Annotated in this window: 21 protein-coding genes; 12 read left to right on the forward strand and 9 right to left on the reverse strand. The window is 69.2% G+C overall.

Translation table 11 applies throughout. The annotated features are described in order from the left end of the window. Positions 1 to 4: 4 nt before the first annotated feature. The 11 genes from O1R50_RS09030 to O1R50_RS09080 are packed head-to-tail and all read left to right on the forward strand — an operon-like array spanning position 5 to position 9350. Entirely contained in the window at positions 5 to 640 is a 636-nt protein-coding gene (locus tag O1R50_RS09030; protein WP_270109645.1) for an SAF domain-containing protein, read from the forward strand. A 3-nt stretch (positions 641 to 643) separates the two neighbouring features. Then, positions 644 to 1420 (forward strand): hypothetical protein, encoded by a 777-nt coding sequence (locus O1R50_RS09035; protein WP_270109647.1) that lies wholly within the window; start codon positions 644 to 646, stop codon positions 1418 to 1420. Continuing rightward, complete coding sequence (locus O1R50_RS09040; RefSeq protein ID WP_270109648.1) at positions 1417 to 2724, forward strand: CpaF family protein; 1308 nt, start codon at positions 1417 to 1419, stop codon at positions 2722 to 2724. The genes O1R50_RS09035 and O1R50_RS09040 overlap by 4 nt, the downstream gene beginning before the upstream one ends. 2 nt (positions 2725 to 2726) lie before the next feature. Next, positions 2727 to 3587, forward strand: a complete 861-nt coding sequence (locus tag O1R50_RS09045) for a type II secretion system F family protein (protein ID WP_270109649.1) — start codon at positions 2727 to 2729, stop codon at positions 3585 to 3587. Then, positions 3584 to 4432: a type II secretion system F family protein gene (locus O1R50_RS09050; RefSeq protein WP_270109650.1), complete on the forward strand. Its 849-nt coding sequence runs from the start codon at positions 3584 to 3586 to the stop codon at positions 4430 to 4432. The genes O1R50_RS09045 and O1R50_RS09050 overlap by 4 nt, the downstream gene beginning before the upstream one ends. Positions 4433 to 4472: 40 nt before the next feature. Then, the gene (locus O1R50_RS09055; protein ID WP_270109651.1) at positions 4473 to 4664 is read left to right on the forward strand and encodes a hypothetical protein; all 192 of its coding nucleotides are present in this window, start codon (positions 4473 to 4475) and stop codon (positions 4662 to 4664) included. Positions 4665 to 4674: 10 nt separating this feature from the next. Beyond that, complete coding sequence (locus O1R50_RS09060) at positions 4675 to 5103, forward strand: TadE/TadG family type IV pilus assembly protein (protein WP_270109653.1); 429 nt, start codon at positions 4675 to 4677, stop codon at positions 5101 to 5103. Positions 5104 to 5105: 2 nt separating this feature from the next. Further along, complete coding sequence (locus O1R50_RS09065) at positions 5106 to 5540, forward strand: TadE family protein (RefSeq protein WP_270109654.1); 435 nt, start codon at positions 5106 to 5108, stop codon at positions 5538 to 5540. After that, entirely contained in the window at positions 5540 to 6028 is a 489-nt protein-coding gene (locus O1R50_RS09070) for a pilus assembly protein TadG-related protein (RefSeq protein WP_270109655.1), read from the forward strand. The genes O1R50_RS09065 and O1R50_RS09070 overlap by 1 nt, the downstream gene beginning before the upstream one ends. Further along, positions 6025 to 8703, forward strand: coding sequence for a LysM peptidoglycan-binding domain-containing protein (locus O1R50_RS09075; RefSeq protein ID WP_270109656.1), 2679 nt, complete (start codon positions 6025 to 6027; stop codon positions 8701 to 8703). Before O1R50_RS09070 ends, O1R50_RS09075 begins: the two co-directional genes overlap by 4 nt. After that, entirely contained in the window at positions 8700 to 9350 is a 651-nt protein-coding gene (locus O1R50_RS09080; RefSeq protein ID WP_270109657.1) for an A24 family peptidase, read from the forward strand. The genes O1R50_RS09075 and O1R50_RS09080 overlap by 4 nt, the downstream gene beginning before the upstream one ends. Positions 9351 to 9413: 63 nt before the next feature. Here the strand turns inward: O1R50_RS09080 and O1R50_RS09085 are convergent, their stop codons facing one another. The 9 genes from O1R50_RS09085 to O1R50_RS09125 all read right to left on the reverse strand — a co-directional run bounded on the left by O1R50_RS09085 (position 9414) and on the right by O1R50_RS09125 (position 17113). Next, positions 9414 to 10472 (reverse strand): hypothetical protein, encoded by a 1059-nt coding sequence (locus tag O1R50_RS09085; RefSeq protein ID WP_270109658.1) that lies wholly within the window; start codon positions 10470 to 10472, stop codon positions 9414 to 9416. Positions 10473 to 10821: 349 nt separating this feature from the next. Beyond that, complete coding sequence (locus O1R50_RS09090) at positions 10822 to 11316, reverse strand: hypothetical protein (protein ID WP_270109659.1); 495 nt, start codon at positions 11314 to 11316, stop codon at positions 10822 to 10824. Next, complete coding sequence (locus O1R50_RS09095) at positions 11313 to 12377, reverse strand: DUF4192 family protein (RefSeq protein ID WP_270109660.1); 1065 nt, start codon at positions 12375 to 12377, stop codon at positions 11313 to 11315. Before O1R50_RS09095 ends, O1R50_RS09090 begins: the two co-directional genes overlap by 4 nt. Positions 12378 to 12481: 104 nt before the next feature. Next, entirely contained in the window at positions 12482 to 12943 is a 462-nt protein-coding gene (locus O1R50_RS09100) for a hypothetical protein (RefSeq protein WP_270109661.1), read from the reverse strand. Continuing rightward, positions 12936 to 13376 carry a hypothetical protein gene (locus O1R50_RS09105; protein ID WP_270109662.1) on the reverse strand — a complete coding sequence of 147 codons (441 nt, stop codon included), beginning with the start codon at positions 13374 to 13376 and terminating at the stop codon, positions 12936 to 12938. Before O1R50_RS09105 ends, O1R50_RS09100 begins: the two co-directional genes overlap by 8 nt. 94 nt (positions 13377 to 13470) lie before the next feature. Beyond that, positions 13471 to 14514 (reverse strand): hypothetical protein, encoded by a 1044-nt coding sequence (locus tag O1R50_RS09110; RefSeq protein ID WP_270109663.1) that lies wholly within the window; start codon positions 14512 to 14514, stop codon positions 13471 to 13473. Positions 14515 to 14769: 255 nt separating this feature from the next. Further along, positions 14770 to 15708 carry a hypothetical protein gene (locus O1R50_RS09115; RefSeq protein ID WP_270109664.1) on the reverse strand — a complete coding sequence of 313 codons (939 nt, stop codon included), beginning with the start codon at positions 15706 to 15708 and terminating at the stop codon, positions 14770 to 14772. 117 nt (positions 15709 to 15825) lie between these two features. After that, entirely contained in the window at positions 15826 to 16212 is a 387-nt protein-coding gene (locus O1R50_RS09120; protein ID WP_270109665.1) for a hypothetical protein, read from the reverse strand. A 283-nt stretch (positions 16213 to 16495) separates the two neighbouring features. After that, positions 16496 to 17113, reverse strand: a complete 618-nt coding sequence (locus tag O1R50_RS09125; RefSeq protein WP_270109666.1) for a hypothetical protein — start codon at positions 17111 to 17113, stop codon at positions 16496 to 16498. Between the two features lie 105 nt (positions 17114 to 17218). Between O1R50_RS09125 and O1R50_RS26315 the strand changes: the two genes are divergently transcribed. Then, on the forward strand, positions 17219 to 17485 hold a 267-nt coding region (locus O1R50_RS26315; RefSeq protein WP_456298963.1), incomplete at its 3' end, for a helix-turn-helix domain-containing protein.

The following is a 17485-nucleotide window of genomic DNA, read 5'->3' on the forward strand; positions in this document are numbered from 1 at the left end:
AACTGTGAACGCCAAGACCACGATGAAGAGCAAACCGGAGCGGCGGCGCCCGCCGAGACGGACCGTCGCGCTGATCGCCTGCATCCTGGCCGCGCTCGGCTCCGCAGCAGTGTTCAGCCTGGTCGCCTTCACCAACGCTGAGGAGCGCACGACGGTCCTCGTGGCCCGCCAGGCCCTGGCGGCCGGCCACGTCGTCACCAACGCCGATCTGGACGAGCGGGAAGTTGCCGCGGCCGATGTGGCCGATCTGGAGGCGATGGACGCCGACCATGCCAGCTCGGTCGTCGGCAAGGTCGTGGCGGTGCCGGTCACCGAAGGCGCGCTGCTCACCGAGCGGATGCTGGGCGACGCGGCGCTGCCGGAGCCCGGCCGGGTGACGGCGACGGTACTGCTGGCCGATGGGCGCTGGCCGACCGCGCTGGAGGCGGGCCTGCCGGTGACCGTGATGGGCGTGAACGCCGCCGGCGCTGCCTGGCAGACCGGGGCGGTAGCGCTCGGCATCGCCGTGCCCGAAGGCGGTGGCGGCGCTCTGGTGTCGCTCTCGCTGACCGCGGCCGACGCGCCGGCGCTCGCCGGGGCCGACCCGGCCTCGCTCATGGTCGTCATCAGCGCCCCCACCGCACCAACAGGAGGGAACTGAATCATGGGACTCATCGCCGTCGCCAGCATGGCCGGAGCCCAGGGCGTCACGACGACCGCGCTGGGATTGGCCGCCTGCTGGCCTGAGGGCGAGGCGGTGCCGGTCCTGGTCGAGTGCGACCCGTCCGGAGGCGACCTGGCCGCCCGCTGGAACCTCGAAGTCCGCCCGGGCCTTGCCGAAACCGGCCAGGCCGCAGCAGCGACCGACCAGCCCGGCCCCGAAGTCCTCACGGCAGGGGCCCAGCAGATCGAGGTCGCCGGCCGAGACGTGACGGTCGTGTGCGCCTCTCTGGGCGGAGCCGAGGTGGCACCGGCGCTCGCGGTCCTGGCCGCCCCCGGGTCGAAGGCGATGCACGACCCGGACGGGTGGATCGTGGCCGACCTTGGCCGCCTGGACGAGCACTCACCGACGTGGCCGCTGGTTGCCGCTGCGGATTGCACGGTGCTCGTGGCCCGGTCGCACCTGGAGGGCCTGGCGCATCTGCGCGGCCGATTCGAGACGCTCGCGCGCCGGTTCCGGGGGCGGTTCACCGTGGCACTGACGCCAGGCGCCTACCGGCCGAACCAGGCGCAGGACCTGCTGCGCGCTGCGGGTTTGACGGTCCCGGTGGCGGGGCTTGCGGGCCCGGCCCGGCCGATCGGCCCGGACCCGATCGGGTGGCGGGGACGCCGGGCCCTGGGCACCTGGCACGACCTCGCCGCCGCCGTCCGCGACCGCGCGCTCGCCCAGCCGCCCTTGGCCATCGAAGCGGGAACTCGCTCCGGGGAGGAGCGGTCATGACCACCTCGACGGCGCGACTCCCATTGGGAGGCACGGACATGGCCGATGAGGCCGCCGTGGTGGAGCGCCTGTGCATCGCCGCCAGGGGGATCCTGGCCGAGCGTGAGGCCCCCGACGCGGCCGAGCGGCCCGCGGCGATCGCAGCCGCAGCGGAGCGGGCGGTCGCCGAGCACAGCCAAGAGCTGCTGCGCGCCGGCTCGGCCCCGGTCGATGCCGCCGGGCAGCGGCGCCTGCGCGGCGCCATCGAGGCCCGCCTGTCAGGACTCGGGGCCTTCGCGCCCCTCCTCGCCGATGAATCCATCGAGGACATCTGGTGCATCGGATTCGACAACGTCCACATCGTCCGCGCCGGCGACGTCAGGGAGCGCTCCGCACCGATCGCCGGGTCCGATGCCGAACTGGAGGACCTGGTCCGCGGCATCGTCTCGGCAGGCGGAGCCGATACCGAGCGGCGCTTCGACGCGGCCAACCCGATGGTGAACGCCCAGTTGCCCGACGGGTCCCGCCTGCACGCGACCATGGGCGTCTCCGACCGCATCACGGTCTCGATCCGGCGCCACCGCATGGTCGAGGCCAGCATCGACGACCTCCAAGCCACTGGCATGTTCGATCCCGATATCGCCGCGTTCTTCCGTGCGGCGGTCGCGGCCCGGTTCAACATGATCATCTCCGGGCCGTTCCGCTCGGGCAAGACCACCCTGCTCGGCGCACTCGCCGGGCTCCTGCCGCCCGAAGAGCGGCTCATCACCATAGAGGACGCCCGAGAGCTGGGCCTGCACCGCGACTCCCGGCACAGCCAGGTCGTCTCGTTCGAGACGCGGGAGGCCAACATCGAAGGCGCCGGCGAGATCAGCGCCTCCCGCCTGTTTCGCGAGGCACTGCGCATGAGCCCGGACCGGATCATCGTCGGCGAAGTCCGCGGCGGCGAGGTCCGGGTCATGCTCGAGGCGATGTCGACCGGCACCGACGGGAGCCTGTGCACGATGCACACCAGCTCCAGCCAAGGCGTGTTCTCGAAAATCAAGAGCTTCGCACGCGACGGCGGCCTCGACCCCGAAGCCTCAGCTGAGAAGATCGCCGAGGGCCTGGACTTCGTCGTCCAGATCCGCCACACCAAAGCCCGCGGCCGCTACATCGCCTCGATCCGCGAAGTCCGCGGCGCCGACGGCATCCAAGTGGCCAGCAACGAACTGTGGGAGCCGACCAACGACGGCCGCGCACTGTTTCGGACCATGCCCAGCGCCGAACGGGCCGAGCGGCTCGCAGATCACGGCTGGACCCAACCCGAACTGGCGGGGTGGTGACGATGCACTGGACCATTGCCGCCGTGCTCGGCGGAGCGTTCGGGCTCGCTGTCGCCGGCGCGGTGCTGGCCGCCCGACCACCGAAGCCCGCCGACGTCACCGCACCCGTGACGAGCCGGGCCGCAACGGTTCCGGTGCTGCGCGTGGCGCTAGTGGTGTTGGCGGCGGGGGCGGTATTCGCGGCCACCCGCTGGCCGGTCGCTGCCGCAGCCGCCGGCCTCCTCGCTTGGTTCGCGCCCAGGATCTTCGGCGGCGCCAAGGAGTTCGAGACGGCCATGGAGCGCATCGATGCCGCCGCCGCGTGGGTCGAGTCCTTGCGCGACAACCTGATCGCCGCCGCCGGCTTGGAGGCGACCATCGTCGCCTCGGCCCGCCGCGTCCCACCGGGCCTGCGGACAGAGATCGAAGCGCTCGCAGGCGCCCTACGCGCTGGGACGCCGCTGCGGGCCGCGCTGCTCGACTTCGCCGCCGCGGCCAACGACCCGACCATCGACGACGCCGTGATCGCACTTCTGGAGGCGTCCTCCAGCGCCGGGAACCTCGCTGCGGTTCTCACCCGCTTGGCCGAGGAAGCCCGCGAGGAAGCGGGGAGGCGGATGCGCATCCGCGCCGCGCGCGCCCGCATCCATACCGCCGCGCGGGTGATCACCATCGTCATCGTCGCCATGGCCGCGCTGCTGATCGCCTTCGGCGGCTCCTATCTGGAGCCGTACGACGGCCTTGCCGGGCAGGTCGTGCTGGCGTTCGTGTTCGGCCTCGGTGCGCTTGGACTGTGGTCGTTGTATCGGCTCGCCGCCGAGCCCGAACCGCCGAGCCTGCTGCGCCCGGCCGATGGCGCGAACCTGGAAGGAGCCCGGACGTGAACGTGCTCATCCCGATCGTCCTCGGCGGCGTCTTCGGCACCGCCGTCACCGCTGGTGTCTTCGTGCTGCGTCCCGCCCGGCCCGCGCCGGCCGCGACGCTCCAGACCCTCACCGGCACTGCCCCGACAGGCCGAACGGAGACGGCCGACCGTGCGGGGTTCCCGTCGGACCGGGTGCGGCAGGACCTGGCCGCGATCGGCCAGACCCCGGCCGCCTACCAGCGCCGGCTGTTCCGGATCGTCGCGACCGCAGCCAGCGCGCCGCTGCTCCTCGCCGGGCTCTTGGCGCTGTCCGGGACCGGGATCGGGCTCTTCGTGCCGCTCGGCCTGTCGGTGTTCGCCGCGCTCATCGCCTACCAGTTCGCCACCGCGCAGGTGCGCGTCGCCGCTACCGAAGCGCGGGATGAGTACCGGCGGGCCCTGGCCGCCTATCTCGGTCTGGCCGCGATGCGCCTGTCCGCGGGCGCCGGGATCGAGTCGGCGCTGCGCAAGGCCGCCGCCGCAGGCCACGGCCCGGCATTCGAGGCCATCCGCGCTGCCCTCGACCGGGCCGCCGTCCTCGGCCAGACCCCGTGGGACGCCCTGGCCGACCTCGGCGAGCGCATCGGCGTCGCCGCGTTCGAGCAGCTCGGCGCGACCGCTGGCCTCGCCGGTGAATCCGGGGCGCGCATCGGCAAGTCCGTGGCCGACCGCGCCCGGGCCTTGCGCCTGGCACGCCTGGCTGAGCTCGAGACGAAGGCGAACATCGCCACCGAGCGGATGAGCCTGCCCATCGTCGCGCTCGCCTCCAGCTTCCTGCTGCTGATCGGCTACCCGTCGATCACCGCCGTCCTGACAGGACTTTGAACTACCGACCGCAACTACTGGAATCGATTACGGGGGAATCATGTACAGCACCTATCTTGACTGGATCCGCTGCCAGACCTGGCACCTGCGGCAAGCCGTCCGCGAGGACGGCGGCAGGGGCGGGATGTCTGACGAAGTCTCGTGGATGGCCATCATCGTTGGTGCCGCGATCACGGCCGCCGGGCTCATCGCCGCGGCCGTCGTCGCCAAAGCCGGCGGGATCGCCTTCTAGGTGGTCTGCCATGGTCAGCACACCGCTCCCGCTGCTGGGCTCGCCGGTTCGAGGCCGCGATCGCGGGGCCGGCGTCGTCGAATCGGTGATCGCCGCGCCCGTGCTCATGTTGATGCTGCTCCTGGTCATCCAGGTCGGCATCTGGGCGCACGCCCACCACGTCGCGGCGGCGGCCGCGCAGACCGCACTCGCCACCGCACGCGCCGAGGAGGGCTCGGCCGGGACCGGTTCGGCTGCGGGCGCTGAAGCCCTCGGCGTCAACGCCGGCGGCGCGCTCGAAGGGGTCGCCGTCGAGGTCGACCGGGGTGCCGAGACCGTCACGGTCACCATCACCGGGCAAGCGCCCTCGATCGTGCCGATCCCCGGTCTGGACTGGGACGTCGAGGCATCGGCGACCGGCCCGGTCGAACGGTTCATCCCCTCGGGAAGCGGAGGCTGACCATGCGCGAAAGGGATCCATTCCTCACAGCGCCCCCCGGCCTCGCGCCCCGGCGGCGGTCCGACGCGGGCTCGGCCGCGGTAGAGCTGGTGCTCATGGCCCCGATTCTGATCGCCTTGACGCTGCTCATCGTCGCCGCCGGTCAGATCGTCCAGGGCCGGATCGACACCGACGGCGCCGCGCACGCCGCGGCCCGGGCCGCCAGCCTCGAACACACCATGGCGGCGGCCCAGTCCGCCGCCGAAACGGCGGCCACTGCGAGCATGGGCGACCAGTGCGGCAGCGCGACGGTTGGCCTAGCCGGGGATCTGGAACCCGGAGGGACGGTGACCGCGACGCTCTCGTGCACCATCAGCGTCGACTCCCCGGTCTGGTCCTCCTACGAGGTCACCTCAACTGCCTCCTCCCCTGTCGACGCCTGGCGGGGTGAACCCTGATGCGCGCCCAGACCCTGCCGTTCCCCGGCATCCGCGACCATCAAGCGGAGCGCGATGCGGGATATGCGACCGCGCTCATCCTGGTCATGTTCGCCGCGCTCATCGCCGTCCTCGGCTTGGTCGTCGACGCCGGCGGCGCTGCGGCAGCCGATGCCCGCGCCCAAACCGCCGCTGCCGAGGCAGCCCGCGCGGGCGCGAGCGAGATCGACCTGGACTTCCTACGCACCAACAACGTCATCCGGCTCGACCCCTCCGCCGCCCAGGCCGCCGCCAGCGCCTGGCTGAGCGCCACCGGCCACACCGGGACCGCCTCGGCCACCGTCGCCGAGGTCACCGTCACCGTCGAAGCCTCCCACCCCACCCAGATCCTCACCGCCGTCGGCATCGGCGCCATCCCCGTCACCGCGACCGCGACCGCTGGCCCCGATCAGGGCACCGACCTCGCCGCGCCACCAGCCGCACCGTCAACCGAAGGGAACGGGCCATGACTCGTCTTGCCGCGCACCACGACACCCCGTCCGCGAAGGCTTCGATGGCCGCCAGGGCGCTGTGGGGCACCGCCGCCGGGATCGGCCTCGCCGTGCTGCTCGTCGGCGTCCCGGTCGTACTGACCACCGCATTCGGCTGGCCGCCCGCGCTGCCCACCGGCGACGAGATCACCTACTGGCAACTCCACGAAGCCGACCTCGCGTGGAAGCTCCTGGGCCTGGCCGGCTGGGCGGTGTGGGCCTGGATGGCGGCCGTGCTCATCGGCCAGATCGTCCACGCCCTGCGCTGGGGCCTCAGCCCCCAGACCCTGCGCGACACGGCCAGTCCGGCACGGTGGCTCGCCGGCGCCCTCATCGGAGCCGTCGCGGCCGCAATCCCGACCGCAGGCGCCAGCGCCGCGACCCCCACCGTCCCCGCGGCTACCAGCCTCGACACCGGCGAGGCCGCAGCCGATACCGACCGGACCACCGCTCCCCGGCCGCTGGTGTGGGCAAGCCCGAACGCTGCCACCACGGCGTCGACCACCGCAAGCGACACCGAAGTCGAGGCAGCCGATGCTGAAGGGACCGTCCACACCGTGCAGCGGGGAGAGAACCCGTGGACGCTCGCCGAGCACTATTACGGCGAGGGCGCGCAGTGGCAGGCGATCTGGAACGCCAACAAGGACACGGTCCAACCCGACGGGCGAACCTACACCGATCCCGGCGAGATTCACCCAGGCTGGCACCTGGTCATCCCCGACCACACCGATACCGGGGAGGAAGCGGACGAGGACGGCTTCATCCGCGAGACCGTCGAAGACGGCGAGAGCCTCTGGGGCTACGCCGAGCAGTATCTCGGCGACGGCTCCCGCTACGACGAGATCGCCGACCTCAACGACGACCGTGTCCAGGCCGATGGCAGCACGCTCACCGACCCCGCTGTCATCCTCAACGGCTGGGACATCCTGATCCCGACCGACCAGGCCCACAGCCCTGAAGCACCGGCTGAAGAACCTCCCGGGCCCGGGCCCGAGGACGATCCGGCCGAAGGCGACGACGGTCCCGTCCCTGACACGCCAGCGCCGACACCGGCAGAACCCACCGCTCCCGCACCGGAGACGACCGATCAACCAGCCGGTCCCGAACCCAGCAGAAACAACGACGCGGCGTCGGAAGCCGACAGCGATCAGTCGTCCTCGAACCCGTTCGACGCCGTCCCCTTCGGGATCTGGCTGACCGGCGGCACCTGCCTGGCCGCCGCGACCGTCGCCGCCCTCGCCGCACGCCTGCGCCGCAAACACAGCAGCAACCTCCACGACGCCGCATCGGCGAGCCCGGACGACCCGATGACCGGGCGGCTCTCGGACTTGGAAACCATCATTGAGGCCGAGAACCGCAAACTCACCACACCTACAGACGACCAAGTTGACGTGGCATCGGTGACGGTGGCCGTCGGCGCCGACCGCGCCCCAGTCGACCTGCGCCACCTGACCGGAGCCGGCATCGGCCTGCTCGGACCCGGCCAGCACGGGGTCGCCCGCGCCGCCATCATCGCCGCCGCCACCGCAGGGGTCCATGTACGCCTGACCGAGGCCGCGAACCTGCGCCTCGACCTCGACGCCGACCAGCTACCCGAGCAGGTGCGGCTGGTCGACGACCTCGAAGCCGCCACCGATATCCAGACCGGTGGCGAGGCCGTGGTCGTGTGCGCCGATACCGAGGTCGACGAGAGCACTCGAACAGGGCTCGATGGATTCCTCGCCGCCGACGGGCACGGGGCGATCATCCTCGGCGAATGGGCGCCGGCCACCGTCCACGCAGCCGGCGACGGCACCGTCGAAGCGACCACCGGAATCCCCGACAACCTCGGCATGCTCCACATCGCCGACCGTGACACCACTACCGCGCTCCTGAAAGGACTTCAGGAGGACAACCAGCCCGAGATCCCCGAGCCCGACGAGGCCGAAACGCCGAACACCAAGCTCTCCGCCGACGACGCGACGCAGGAGCCCGAGCCGCTAATGGAGGTCGCTGACGACAGCGCCGACGAGCCCGCACCAGAGGCCACGCCGCCAACCACCGCCGATACCGCCTCGTCGGCTCCGCACCTGTGCCTGTTCGGCACGCCCGAAGTCTACGTCGGGGAACAGCCGGTCGTGTTCAAGAAAGGCAAGCGTGCCAAGGCATTCCTGGCCGCGCTCGCCCTCGCCGACGAGCCCTTGAGCCGCGCCGATCTGATGACCGCGGTCCTGCCCGGCTACGACGACCCGACCCGGGCCCGCACCAACCTCAACACCATCGGTTCCTCGCTCCGAGCGAACCTCCAAGACGCAACCGGCACCAAGACGACCGTCTATCACTGGGACAAGGCCACCGACCGGTACGAACTCGAGCCCGGCGCCTTCACGACCGATCGCGACGCCTTCGACGCCGCCGAACAATCCGCCGCGCTCGCCACCGACCCGGCCGAGGCCGCCGCACACCTCGAGGAAGCGGCCCGCCTCTACACCGGTGACCTCGCCCCGGACCTCCACACCCCGCAAGCGGAAGAGCTCCGCGCCCAGTACCGCGCCGCGGCCGCTCGTGCACTGCGGAAACTCGCCGGCTACTGGGTTGAGAATGGCGACGCTGCACGGGCCGAGCACTACCGATCCCGCGCCGGCGCCCTTGCCCCCGAACCGGACACGAGGTGATCACCGCCGCCGTGCTCAGCGGCACCCTCGCCGCAGTGCTCGGGCAGTACGCATTTCGGCTCGAACCCGCTTACGCCGGACGCTTCGCACCCGACCTCACCGGGCCCCAGCGCCGCCATACGACCGTGGCGATCGCGATCTTCGGCGCCGCGGCTGGGGGGACAGCGGCCCTCCTTGCCCCTGCCAGGCCGGCGTCGGCCGCCCTGATTCTTGCCGCTGGCACCGCTCCTGCTCTGGCGTTCATCGACGTCCGCGCCATGCGTCTCCCGCTGGTCCTCTCCGGGCTGCTCGCCGCGGCGGCGGCCTGCGCGTTCGGCACCGATGCCCTCGTCCACGGCACCTGGTCGCAGTTCCGGTCGGCTCTCGGCGCGGCATGCGCGATTGGGATCCTCGCACTGGCCTGGTGGTATGCCGCCAATGGACGGATCGGGCTCGGCGACGTCGCCCTCATCGCCGTCATCGCCTTCTACCTGGGCTGGCACGGATGGGCCCTCGCCTGGCTCGGCATTCTTGCCGCCCTGCTCATCGCCGCCGCGATCGCCGCCATCCACAAGCTCCGCCGTCGCACGCGCGGCGACTTGATTCCGGCCGGCCCTGCACTCCTGGGCGGCTGGTGGCTGACCGCCCTGCTTGCGGTGACAGGCTAACGGCCGAACCGCTCGATGAGCCTCGCATACGATCCGAGACGCAAGAGAACGGGCAGTCTTTCCTCAGCTCGCCTCTCCGTGTGTCTCTTCAAAGTCAGTGCCGCGCCATACTTCGGCCGGTTCGGGCAAATCGCCTTCAAGCAGGGACGGGTCCCGGTAAGCGATGTAGCCGCGACGGAGGAGATCACCGGTAGCGGGGTCGAGGACCGGTCGGACCGGCCAGCACTTGATGCGAAAGTGGGCGTCAGTACGCTCTACCGGATCGGCTGGGCCGCCCCGGGCGCCGATCGCGGCGGCCAAGCGCGGGCGCAGGTCGTGGACGACAACCTCGGTGGGGATCTCGGCCTCGGGCATGGCGCGCTCGGCCCTCTTACGCAGCGACCTGGGGACCGGCTCACTTCGTCGGGTCGCGATGTCCGTCTGTGTGGCGAGGTCGAACGCGATCTTGAACGCCCGCGCCAGCGCGGTGCTGCCATCCTCCGTACGCGGCACCGGCCAAGGGTCCATCAGACCCGGTACCCCCAGATCGAGGTAGAAGTCGGTCTCGTTGACCAGTGGCCCCATGCCGTTGACCCGCTCGGACTCCAGCGTCGTCGTCCACACCGACACCAGCCATGACGCCTTCAACGGACCGAAGTTGCGTGAACGGATCGGGCGACCATTGTTGGAGTAGCTGGCAGGGAGGCACAGCTGCATCTCGCCCGACCAGTTGGCTCCGGGTCCGTAGGTGAACGCCGATATGGGAAGGTCGTTGACCTTGACCGGGCGTTCGAAGACCACCATTCCGTAGGGCGTCGGGAAATCGTGCCTGGTAGGAATCCATTCGGGGAAGTCGGTCTCGCAATCAAGCGCGTGCGCCCACAGCTGTGCCGAGAAATGGTAAAGCCGACAGCGCCGAAGCACTTGCCGGTGCCAGTCGATGACCGCGCCGGCTGCCTGCCGGAGGTTTCCTGAGCCGAAAAACATCTGGCTCCCGGCCTCGATCGCAGCCGCCGTCAACCTCAGCGGAGTCGGCGACTCGATCCCGTTCACGAGTCCCGCCCACAACTGCGGCACCGACCGGGGCGAGAAGGTGCGCACCGGCCGATCCCAATACTCGCCTACTTCAGTCAGCTCGGCCATCTGCCTATTGTTCCGCAAATGAAGCATTACTAGAATAATTCACTCAAATTTTAGGTCTTCGTCGGACATGTCGCCCGGGCAGTGCGCTTCCCGCACTCGACCAGCGACCGACTAGCCATAGTGGACCCTATAGATACAGAAAGAGGCCTCGTATGCGTGCGGTGACGCTTCAGCCGGTACTACCGCGCCATCCCGCCGATCAGGGCAGCGGTCCACATGTGGCGGGAGCGCCCGGGGCAAGCGCGATGCCTGCCCCGGGTCGATCAGATTGGTCAGCGGTTGCTGCCGCGAATGGCGTCGGCGATTGCCGTACGCAGCGCCGTGCTGCACGCCTCGTGGAAGTCCCTGCTCATTTCGCACCTCCGCAGGCCGGGCCGGTGAGGGCGTCAATGAGGTCGCTCAGGGCGTTGAGGTAGGTGGCGCAGTCCTCGTCGTCCACGTCAGCCACGGGCCGGATCTCCCATGTCGGCTGCGCTTGAGCGTGCAACCAGAGGATCTCGTGCGACCAGCCTTCGACGAGAGCGAGCAGAGAGGCAACGACCCCGTTCGGCCCCATGTAGGCATGTCCGATCAGCCCCAAGCCGACTAGGTGCGAATCGGGCTGGGAGCATTCGTCGGCACGGATCTCGGCGGCCACGGTATTGAGCGCAGCCATGACGCCGAGCCCAGCGGACCGGTGTTCGGCATAGGTGACAGCCAGGTCTCCTATGTGGGCGATCCTGTACCGGTCGGGCAGGTCCCAGACGCCAATGAAGCCGCCTGCGCCTTCGAACATGCTGTCCGCAAGCATCTGCCTGAGCGCTGCGCTGATCTGCTGCTGCGCCTCGGCGTCGAGACGGCTCATTGTTCCTCCTCTACGTTGTTGCCCTGGGTGGCTTCGCCACTGGCGACTTGCAGCCGAGATCCATGGAGGTAGAGCCGGAGGTCCTTCGCGGTTGCGCCGGCGTCCAGGATCGCGGCGACCGCGGCCACGGCGGGGGGCGTCTGCTCGTTCCAGCGAGCGGTCAAGACCGCCGCTGCCGCACCCTGGATGGGGTCGCCGTCGTGCCATGCGGCGAGGGCCGCCAAGGAGGCGCACACTCTCCGGGCGGGCCCGAGTGCGTGCCGGGTGAGCTCGCTCCACAGTTCGCATCGCGATGTAGACGGGGGCGTGCGGTCGAGGATGTGGTCGACGGCACGGGCGTAGAGCACGGGATCGGCGGCGAGTGCAGCGCCCAGGTTGATCGCCTCGGGGGCGGAGATCGGCCGCATGCGGCTCAGGAGATCTTCGAGCAGGTCTTTGTCGCCAGCGGCCAGGACGGCAGCATCTGCCCGAGCAGCGAGAGTGCGCAACCGGGCGACCTGATCGTTCGCGGCAGAGAGCTGATCGATGTCGCTGAAGGTCTCGGGCAGGCCGAGGCGGCGCATAGCGGCCGCGCGCACGGTGTGGGCGCGGATCGCGATTGCCGTCAGGTGCGCCCATGCCGGGTCAGTGCTCGGCACCGGTGCGAAGTCGATCGCGGTGTTGGGGTCGGTGTAGTCGGCCAGGCGACCCCAGCGGGTCCCACTCTCGGTCACGGCCAGGACGGTGCTGCGGTCGACGAACTCGATCGCGTTGTTGTATTCGCTGACGCGCGTGAGGGCCCGGGCGACATCGGCGGGATCCTCGGCGTAGCCGATGATCCACCCGTGGATGGCGCCGATATCGGAGAGCGCCGCGCTGAACTCGGTGAGGTCCTCGTCGTGTGCGTAGTCGAGGCGGTACAGAGACTGGTGGACCACATGGAGCGGTCCCTCGAGTCCGATGGGGATCGCCACCAGTGTCTCGTGGGGGACTTCGTTCAGGAGGTGGGGCACGAGCGCGGCGACGATGCCTGGATCGGCTTCGGCGAGGTCGCGCGGACGCGGATAGAATTCCGATTGCATCTGCTTTCCTACTTTCTGTGTTTGGGCTGGTAGTTGCGGGTGCGGCCGAACGACGTCGACTTCGATTCGGCCGCACCGTGTTCTGCGGACTTGGAGGTTGCCGCCTAGGCGACTTTCACCGCTGGTGCCGCCTCGGTAGTGAACGCACGGTATGGGTGCAGTTCGAGGCGGACGTGGTGGTTGTGCGCTCGGTAGAGTGCGGTCGGCGAGAGCCATTCGTTGCCGCGCCAGTACTCAGCAGGTGGCGCAAGCCCGATCGCAGTCACACCGCGCCCAGCGAGGTCAGGTTGGAAGACCCACCCGATCCCGAGTTCGATCACCTCGCCCCATTGCGGAAGCGTGGGTGCGAGCTTCCGGACGAAGTCACCCGGAAGGGTCGCGTGCCGCACCTTGAGGACCGTGGCGGTCATGCACGCGAGGGAACTGACCGGCGCGTCCCTGAAGGAGACGTATTGGTCGGCGCCAAGTACGAGCTGCACTGAGCCGAAGCGCCCGAGCGTGCGTTCTTCCGGCGGCCAAGTAAGGATTCCTTCGCCGAGCACGATGGTGGACCTGAGTTCAGTCATGGTCGGCCCCAGGCGGTTCGAGCAGAGCGGCGTGGCTATGCCGTCCGATCGGGCAGACCAGGTGCGCTTCGAGCAGGACCCGTCTACCGAGCAGTCGTCCCACCGCGGCCGGGAATAGCCACTGGCTGGTTCGATCGTCCGGAGGGACGACCCCAAGGGCAGCGACGGTGTGACCTTTGACGGTCGTCGCTTCAGTGAAGGCGGTGCCTGCACCGAGGAGTTCTCGCTTGAGGGACAGGCTTATGCCGTCGGTGTCGGGCAGCGGCGCGGCGGTGAGCGCGATGCCGGGGCCGGGGGGCAAGCTCCGCAGCGGGATTGGGTTGCCGTCAGCGTCGGTCAGGCAGACCGTGCCCCACCTGCGAGTGGTGCGTTCGGTCTCGGGCAGGGCGAGGAACCCCTCGCCGAGCTCGATCACCGTTACAGATACATCCATATTGGACTCCATCTAGACGGATGAGTGTTGGTTGGTCGCCGCCGCGCCCGGATGGTCGGGGCGCGGCGGCGTTCGGTTGGTCAGGCGCTCTCGCTCACACGAGGGAACGGATGCGGTACGTGACTGGCTTGTCGGACTCGTGTGTCAGCAGCGCAGGGCGGTTCTTGTGCGCCGGGTCGAGTGCGGTGAGTTTGACCATCGCCTTGCTGACCGATCCGTACGACTGCTTGGAGATGCGGTCACCGTGGACCTTGCGGAGCCCGACGATCACGTCGTTGACCTTGACGAGCTTCCCGGCGTTCTCTGGCATCTCGATCCATGCCTTCACCATGTCCGCCAGCTCGTTGTTCGCGAACTTCGTCTTGCCGTCGAGTCGGACGTTGCCCCCCCGTTTGCGGTCTTTGGCGATCCCTGGGATCGATTTGGAGTTGCCGCAGGTCGGGCAGACCTGCGCATCGGGTGCGTCGGCCACGTCCACTGCTGCTGCTTTTGCGAGGAAGGCGGCAGTGTCGCCCCCGTTCCAGGTCCAGGTGCAGTCGGACGCATCGGGTTCGAACGGTTTGGAGCAGTCGATCAGGCCGTGGAACGTCAGGGCGCGCAGTCCTGTGAGCAGATGGAGCGATCGCGCCGAGAGGTAACCGGCGGCGGCGATCTCGGCGGTGGTGATTGGCTCGGTTGCAGCGGCGAGGGTGCGCGCGGCGTGCATGATCACCTGGTCCGCGTCCCGTTCAGGCGCGGAGTCCGAATCTTCGGGCTCATCGATGTCCGTGCTCCCGGTCCCGACGCTGGCGTCGGCGGCAGGCGTTTCGGCGCCTTTGGTGGAGTCCTCCACCGGCTCCGCAGCCTTCTCTTTGTCCGGGTCGGGTTCGCGCCCGGTGTCGGCGGGCTGGCTCGCAGCAGGCTCCTCGGATTCGGCCGTGGCGGGAAGTGCCCAAGCCCAGGTCTTGTGCTTGGGATCGGACTGGTCGAGGCGAACCACGGCCGGCGTGGTGTCGACCAACTGCTTGAGGACCTTCCCCGCGATCGGCTTGCTGACGCCTGCCGCCGTGGAGATCGTGTCGAGGCCCTGGGGGCCGGGGTGCTCGCTCAGGTATGTGGCGATAGCGCGTGTCGCCGGGTCGGGTGTGTTCACAGCCATGGGCTTGTTTTCCTTTCGGGTTGGGGCGACCCCGCGTCAGCGAGGCCGCCCTGGATGGTCGTGCTCGTCGTTCTTGCTGCTGAAGCCGTTGAACGCCGTCAATCTCAGGAACGGCAGCTCAGGATGTGGCGTTCGGGTTGCACGACGATGGCTCGACTCCCAGCGGGCGTCGAGCCATCGGCGAGTGCTCTGGCGAGTGCGTTCCCTCGTCCAGGTGGCGGGTTTGATTCCTGTGAGTTCCTCTCTCTCGCTTGGTTAGTGGATCGGCGGCGGTAATTGCGGCCTGCGGCCGAAGTAGACACGGTGAACACCTTTGATCTCGGCGTCTTCGGCGCCGCGAAGGTGTTGGTCGACCCAGATCAGTCGCCGCTCGGAGTGTCCGGGGCCGCATGCTTGGTGGCGCCAGTGTCCGCGGACGATCACTCGCTGAGTGAGGGTGCGGCCGGGGCTCGAGGCTCCCTCGTCACCAGGGCTGCTTCGACTGCGGCGGCGTAGGTCGATCACTTGCACGCCAGAGTCGGGTAGTTCGGCTTTGAACAGGGCGGCGGCCCGGGCGACGTTCCGGGGAATTGCTGCGCGCGTGGATTGTGCGATTCCCGGTGACTTTGCGAAGGTGACCGCTGCACGCAAGAGCAGCTCCCAGGTGTCGGGACGACTGTCGTGTCGGACAAACTCGACGCCGTTCAGCCACCACGGCGCGGCCTGTTCACGCAGGAGCGCTTCAACCCGTCGATGCTGGTCGATGTCGTTACCCGCTGCGATCCGCTCGCGAGCGCGCTCCAAGAGCACGGACCGCAGCGAGTAGGCGAAGAGCCCAGCCCGGATCGGTTCGTCGGGGTTTGACTTATCGGCAAGGATCGACCCGGGCATCGGAAGCAGCACCGAGGCGGTGACTTGTTCAGAGTGACCTGGTGCGTGGACGGGTTCGGTGAAGGCGAATACCCCGCCGAAGGGAAGGGGGTCGAGATCGAGATATTCGCGAGGGTCGAGTTGGCCCAATGCCTGTCGGGCGCACTCGGCCAGTTCAGGGGTGAACAGGAACATGTCGGTGCCGATGAGGGCGTTGCGTTGCTCCTCGCACAGAGCGCGAGCATCATCAAAGCGCTCGGGGCCACCAGGACTCGTGCTCTGGGCGAGAAAGCTCGCGGTCCGCTCGATCAGGTGCGGGTCTCCACGTCCCCATTGGTCGATCATCGCCGCCCGTTGGCGAACGAAAATCCACAGGTGTCAGCAAAGCCGCCTCCTTTCGGTTGTAGGGCATGAAAACGGCAGGGGCGCCCCGTGGTCGCCCCTGCCGTCGCTTATCTGGTGCTACCGCGCGGACCGGGTCGTGCCGTTGTCGGGGACTTGCGGGAGCGCGTGAATCTGGCCGTAGACGGCGGCCAGTCGGCGGGCCGATTCGGCCAGGTGCTCGGCGGCGTCCTCGGCTTCGCGACCGACGGCGGTCGGCCACATGTCGGTCACGAAGTAGCTGTAGGAACGGAATTCCTCGGTGATGAGGGCGAGTCCGTAGACCATCGCCTCCAGGAGGTCGTCGTACTCGAAGTTGCACTCGGCGGCACGCTCGCGGACGAGCGTGTTCGCTGCCTCTCGGAAGGCTTGGATGTCGTCGCGGAACTGCTGGGTTTCAGCGGCGGCGAACGCCTCCCAGTCGATGTCCTCTCCGGCCGCGTGGGTTTCGGTGTCGATGTCGGTCACGACTTGATTCCTTTCGTGTCTGATCTATGCGGGCCCCGTGTCGCCTTGTGCGGCAGGGCGGCCCGGCCGCCCTGATCGGGCATGGCCATGCAACCGCGACTCCCCGGAGGTGTCGAGTGGCGCATATTGTGGGTCATTCGCGCCTGCGATCAGTCGCAACTTCGTTGCATGAGTTCGCCACCGTTGGCACCAGTTCTGGTCCGATCGCGACGATGGAGGCGACGTGCAGCGCGAACCGGGCGGCAGGCGGTGCTGCCCCATATCCATTCGCGGCTGTTGCCGACTAGAGCGGCACGCGCGCATGCCGGTGCAGTCCGAGGCGATAGCAAGAGAAGAGGCGGGCCTCTTTCAGATGGGGTGCGCAGTACGGGCGGTAGTAGGCGAAGCGTTTGCGCACCGGCCGGGGCAGTGCCGCAGCGACAGCCTGGAGGTGCTGGTATGCGGAGGTGCCACCGCGTCCGAAGTGGTACCGGCCGGCCGGGTCGCCGAACCAGGAAGTCTCGGTGACGATGCGGACCAGTTGCAGTCCCTGCCACATGGCGCGGGTTTCGCGGTCGCGTTCGGACTGGTCGTGAACGATGACGGTCCGGCCGCAGGCGAGATCCCAGAGCAGTTGGTCGGGGATTTGCCACAGGAGCTGTGCCCACAGCTTCTGTTCGCAGTGGGTTGATTGGATTCGGAGGACCTTCGAACCACTTGGGCCGCAGAGCAGTCCACGGGTGAGGTTGCGGTAGTGTTCGGCCGTTTCAAGGTCGACCCTGAACTGGGGCAGACTGCGAAGGTCGGTGTCGGGTCGGTTCGGTCCGATTGGCTGCCGTTCGGGGTGGGCGTGTCGCTGTGGCAGGGTCGTCGATGCCCCGTCCGAATTGTGTAGGACGCCGGCGGTGTTCGTGGTGAGCATGAGAGCCTCCTTGTCAGAAGGTGGAAAGACGGGTACGGCAAAGGCCGCGGCCCGTACCTTGGGTTCTAGGAGTCGTTGCAACACCTTGATCTACAAGGGATTGCAGTGGATTTCGAGGTCCGGGACGACCGGCGGCCGCAGGGGCGCAGGAAGCTCGTTCGTGAGCGAGCCGCATACTTGCAGCTCGTGAGCGAGGGTTACAGCAACAAAGCGGCCTGCAAGGTCGTGGGGGTCAACCCCAGGACCGGTGAACGTTGGCGCTACGGCCGCAACCCGGTCGGGAAGCACCAGGGGGGGGGGGGGGGGGGGGGCGGGGGGCGCCCCCCCCCCGCCCGCGGCGGGGGGGGGGGCGGGGGGCGGGCCCGCCCGCCC

The organism is Glycomyces luteolus (genome assembly GCF_027622875.1).
GTDB lineage: Bacteria > Actinomycetota > Actinomycetes > Mycobacteriales > Micromonosporaceae > Glycomyces > Glycomyces luteolus.

Excerpts from the sequence above, each read along its gene's own strand:
- O1R50_RS09035 (WP_270109647.1), top strand. The coding sequence starts at position 644 with ATGGGACTCATCGCCGTCGCCAGCATGGCCGGAGCCCAGGGCGTCACG.
- O1R50_RS09040 (WP_270109648.1), top strand. The coding sequence starts at position 1,417 with ATGACCACCTCGACGGCGCGACTCCCATTGGGAGGCACGGACATGGCC.
- O1R50_RS09045 (WP_270109649.1), top strand. The coding sequence starts at position 2,727 with ATGCACTGGACCATTGCCGCCGTGCTCGGCGGAGCGTTCGGGCTCGCT.
- O1R50_RS09055 (WP_270109651.1), top strand. The coding sequence starts at position 4,473 with ATGTACAGCACCTATCTTGACTGGATCCGCTGCCAGACCTGGCACCTG.
- O1R50_RS09060 (WP_270109653.1), top strand. The coding sequence starts at position 4,675 with ATGGTCAGCACACCGCTCCCGCTGCTGGGCTCGCCGGTTCGAGGCCGC.
- O1R50_RS09065 (WP_270109654.1), top strand. The coding sequence starts at position 5,106 with ATGCGCGAAAGGGATCCATTCCTCACAGCGCCCCCCGGCCTCGCGCCC.
- O1R50_RS09070 (WP_270109655.1), top strand. The coding sequence starts at position 5,540 with ATGCGCGCCCAGACCCTGCCGTTCCCCGGCATCCGCGACCATCAAGCG.
- O1R50_RS09075 (WP_270109656.1), top strand. The coding sequence starts at position 6,025 with ATGACTCGTCTTGCCGCGCACCACGACACCCCGTCCGCGAAGGCTTCG.
- O1R50_RS09085 (WP_270109658.1), bottom strand. The coding sequence starts at position 10,472 with ATGGCCGAGCTGACTGAAGTAGGCGAGTATTGGGATCGGCCGGTGCGC.
- O1R50_RS09090 (WP_270109659.1), bottom strand. The coding sequence starts at position 11,316 with ATGAGCCGTCTCGACGCCGAGGCGCAGCAGCAGATCAGCGCAGCGCTC.
- O1R50_RS09095 (WP_270109660.1), bottom strand. The coding sequence starts at position 12,377 with ATGCAATCGGAATTCTATCCGCGTCCGCGCGACCTCGCCGAAGCCGAT.
- O1R50_RS09100 (WP_270109661.1), bottom strand. The coding sequence starts at position 12,943 with ATGACTGAACTCAGGTCCACCATCGTGCTCGGCGAAGGAATCCTTACT.
- O1R50_RS09105 (WP_270109662.1), bottom strand. The coding sequence starts at position 13,376 with ATGGATGTATCTGTAACGGTGATCGAGCTCGGCGAGGGGTTCCTCGCC.
- O1R50_RS09110 (WP_270109663.1), bottom strand. The coding sequence starts at position 14,514 with ATGGCTGTGAACACACCCGACCCGGCGACACGCGCTATCGCCACATAC.
- O1R50_RS09115 (WP_270109664.1), bottom strand. The coding sequence starts at position 15,708 with ATGATCGACCAATGGGGACGTGGAGACCCGCACCTGATCGAGCGGACC.
- O1R50_RS09125 (WP_270109666.1), bottom strand. The coding sequence starts at position 17,113 with ATGCTCACCACGAACACCGCCGGCGTCCTACACAATTCGGACGGGGCA.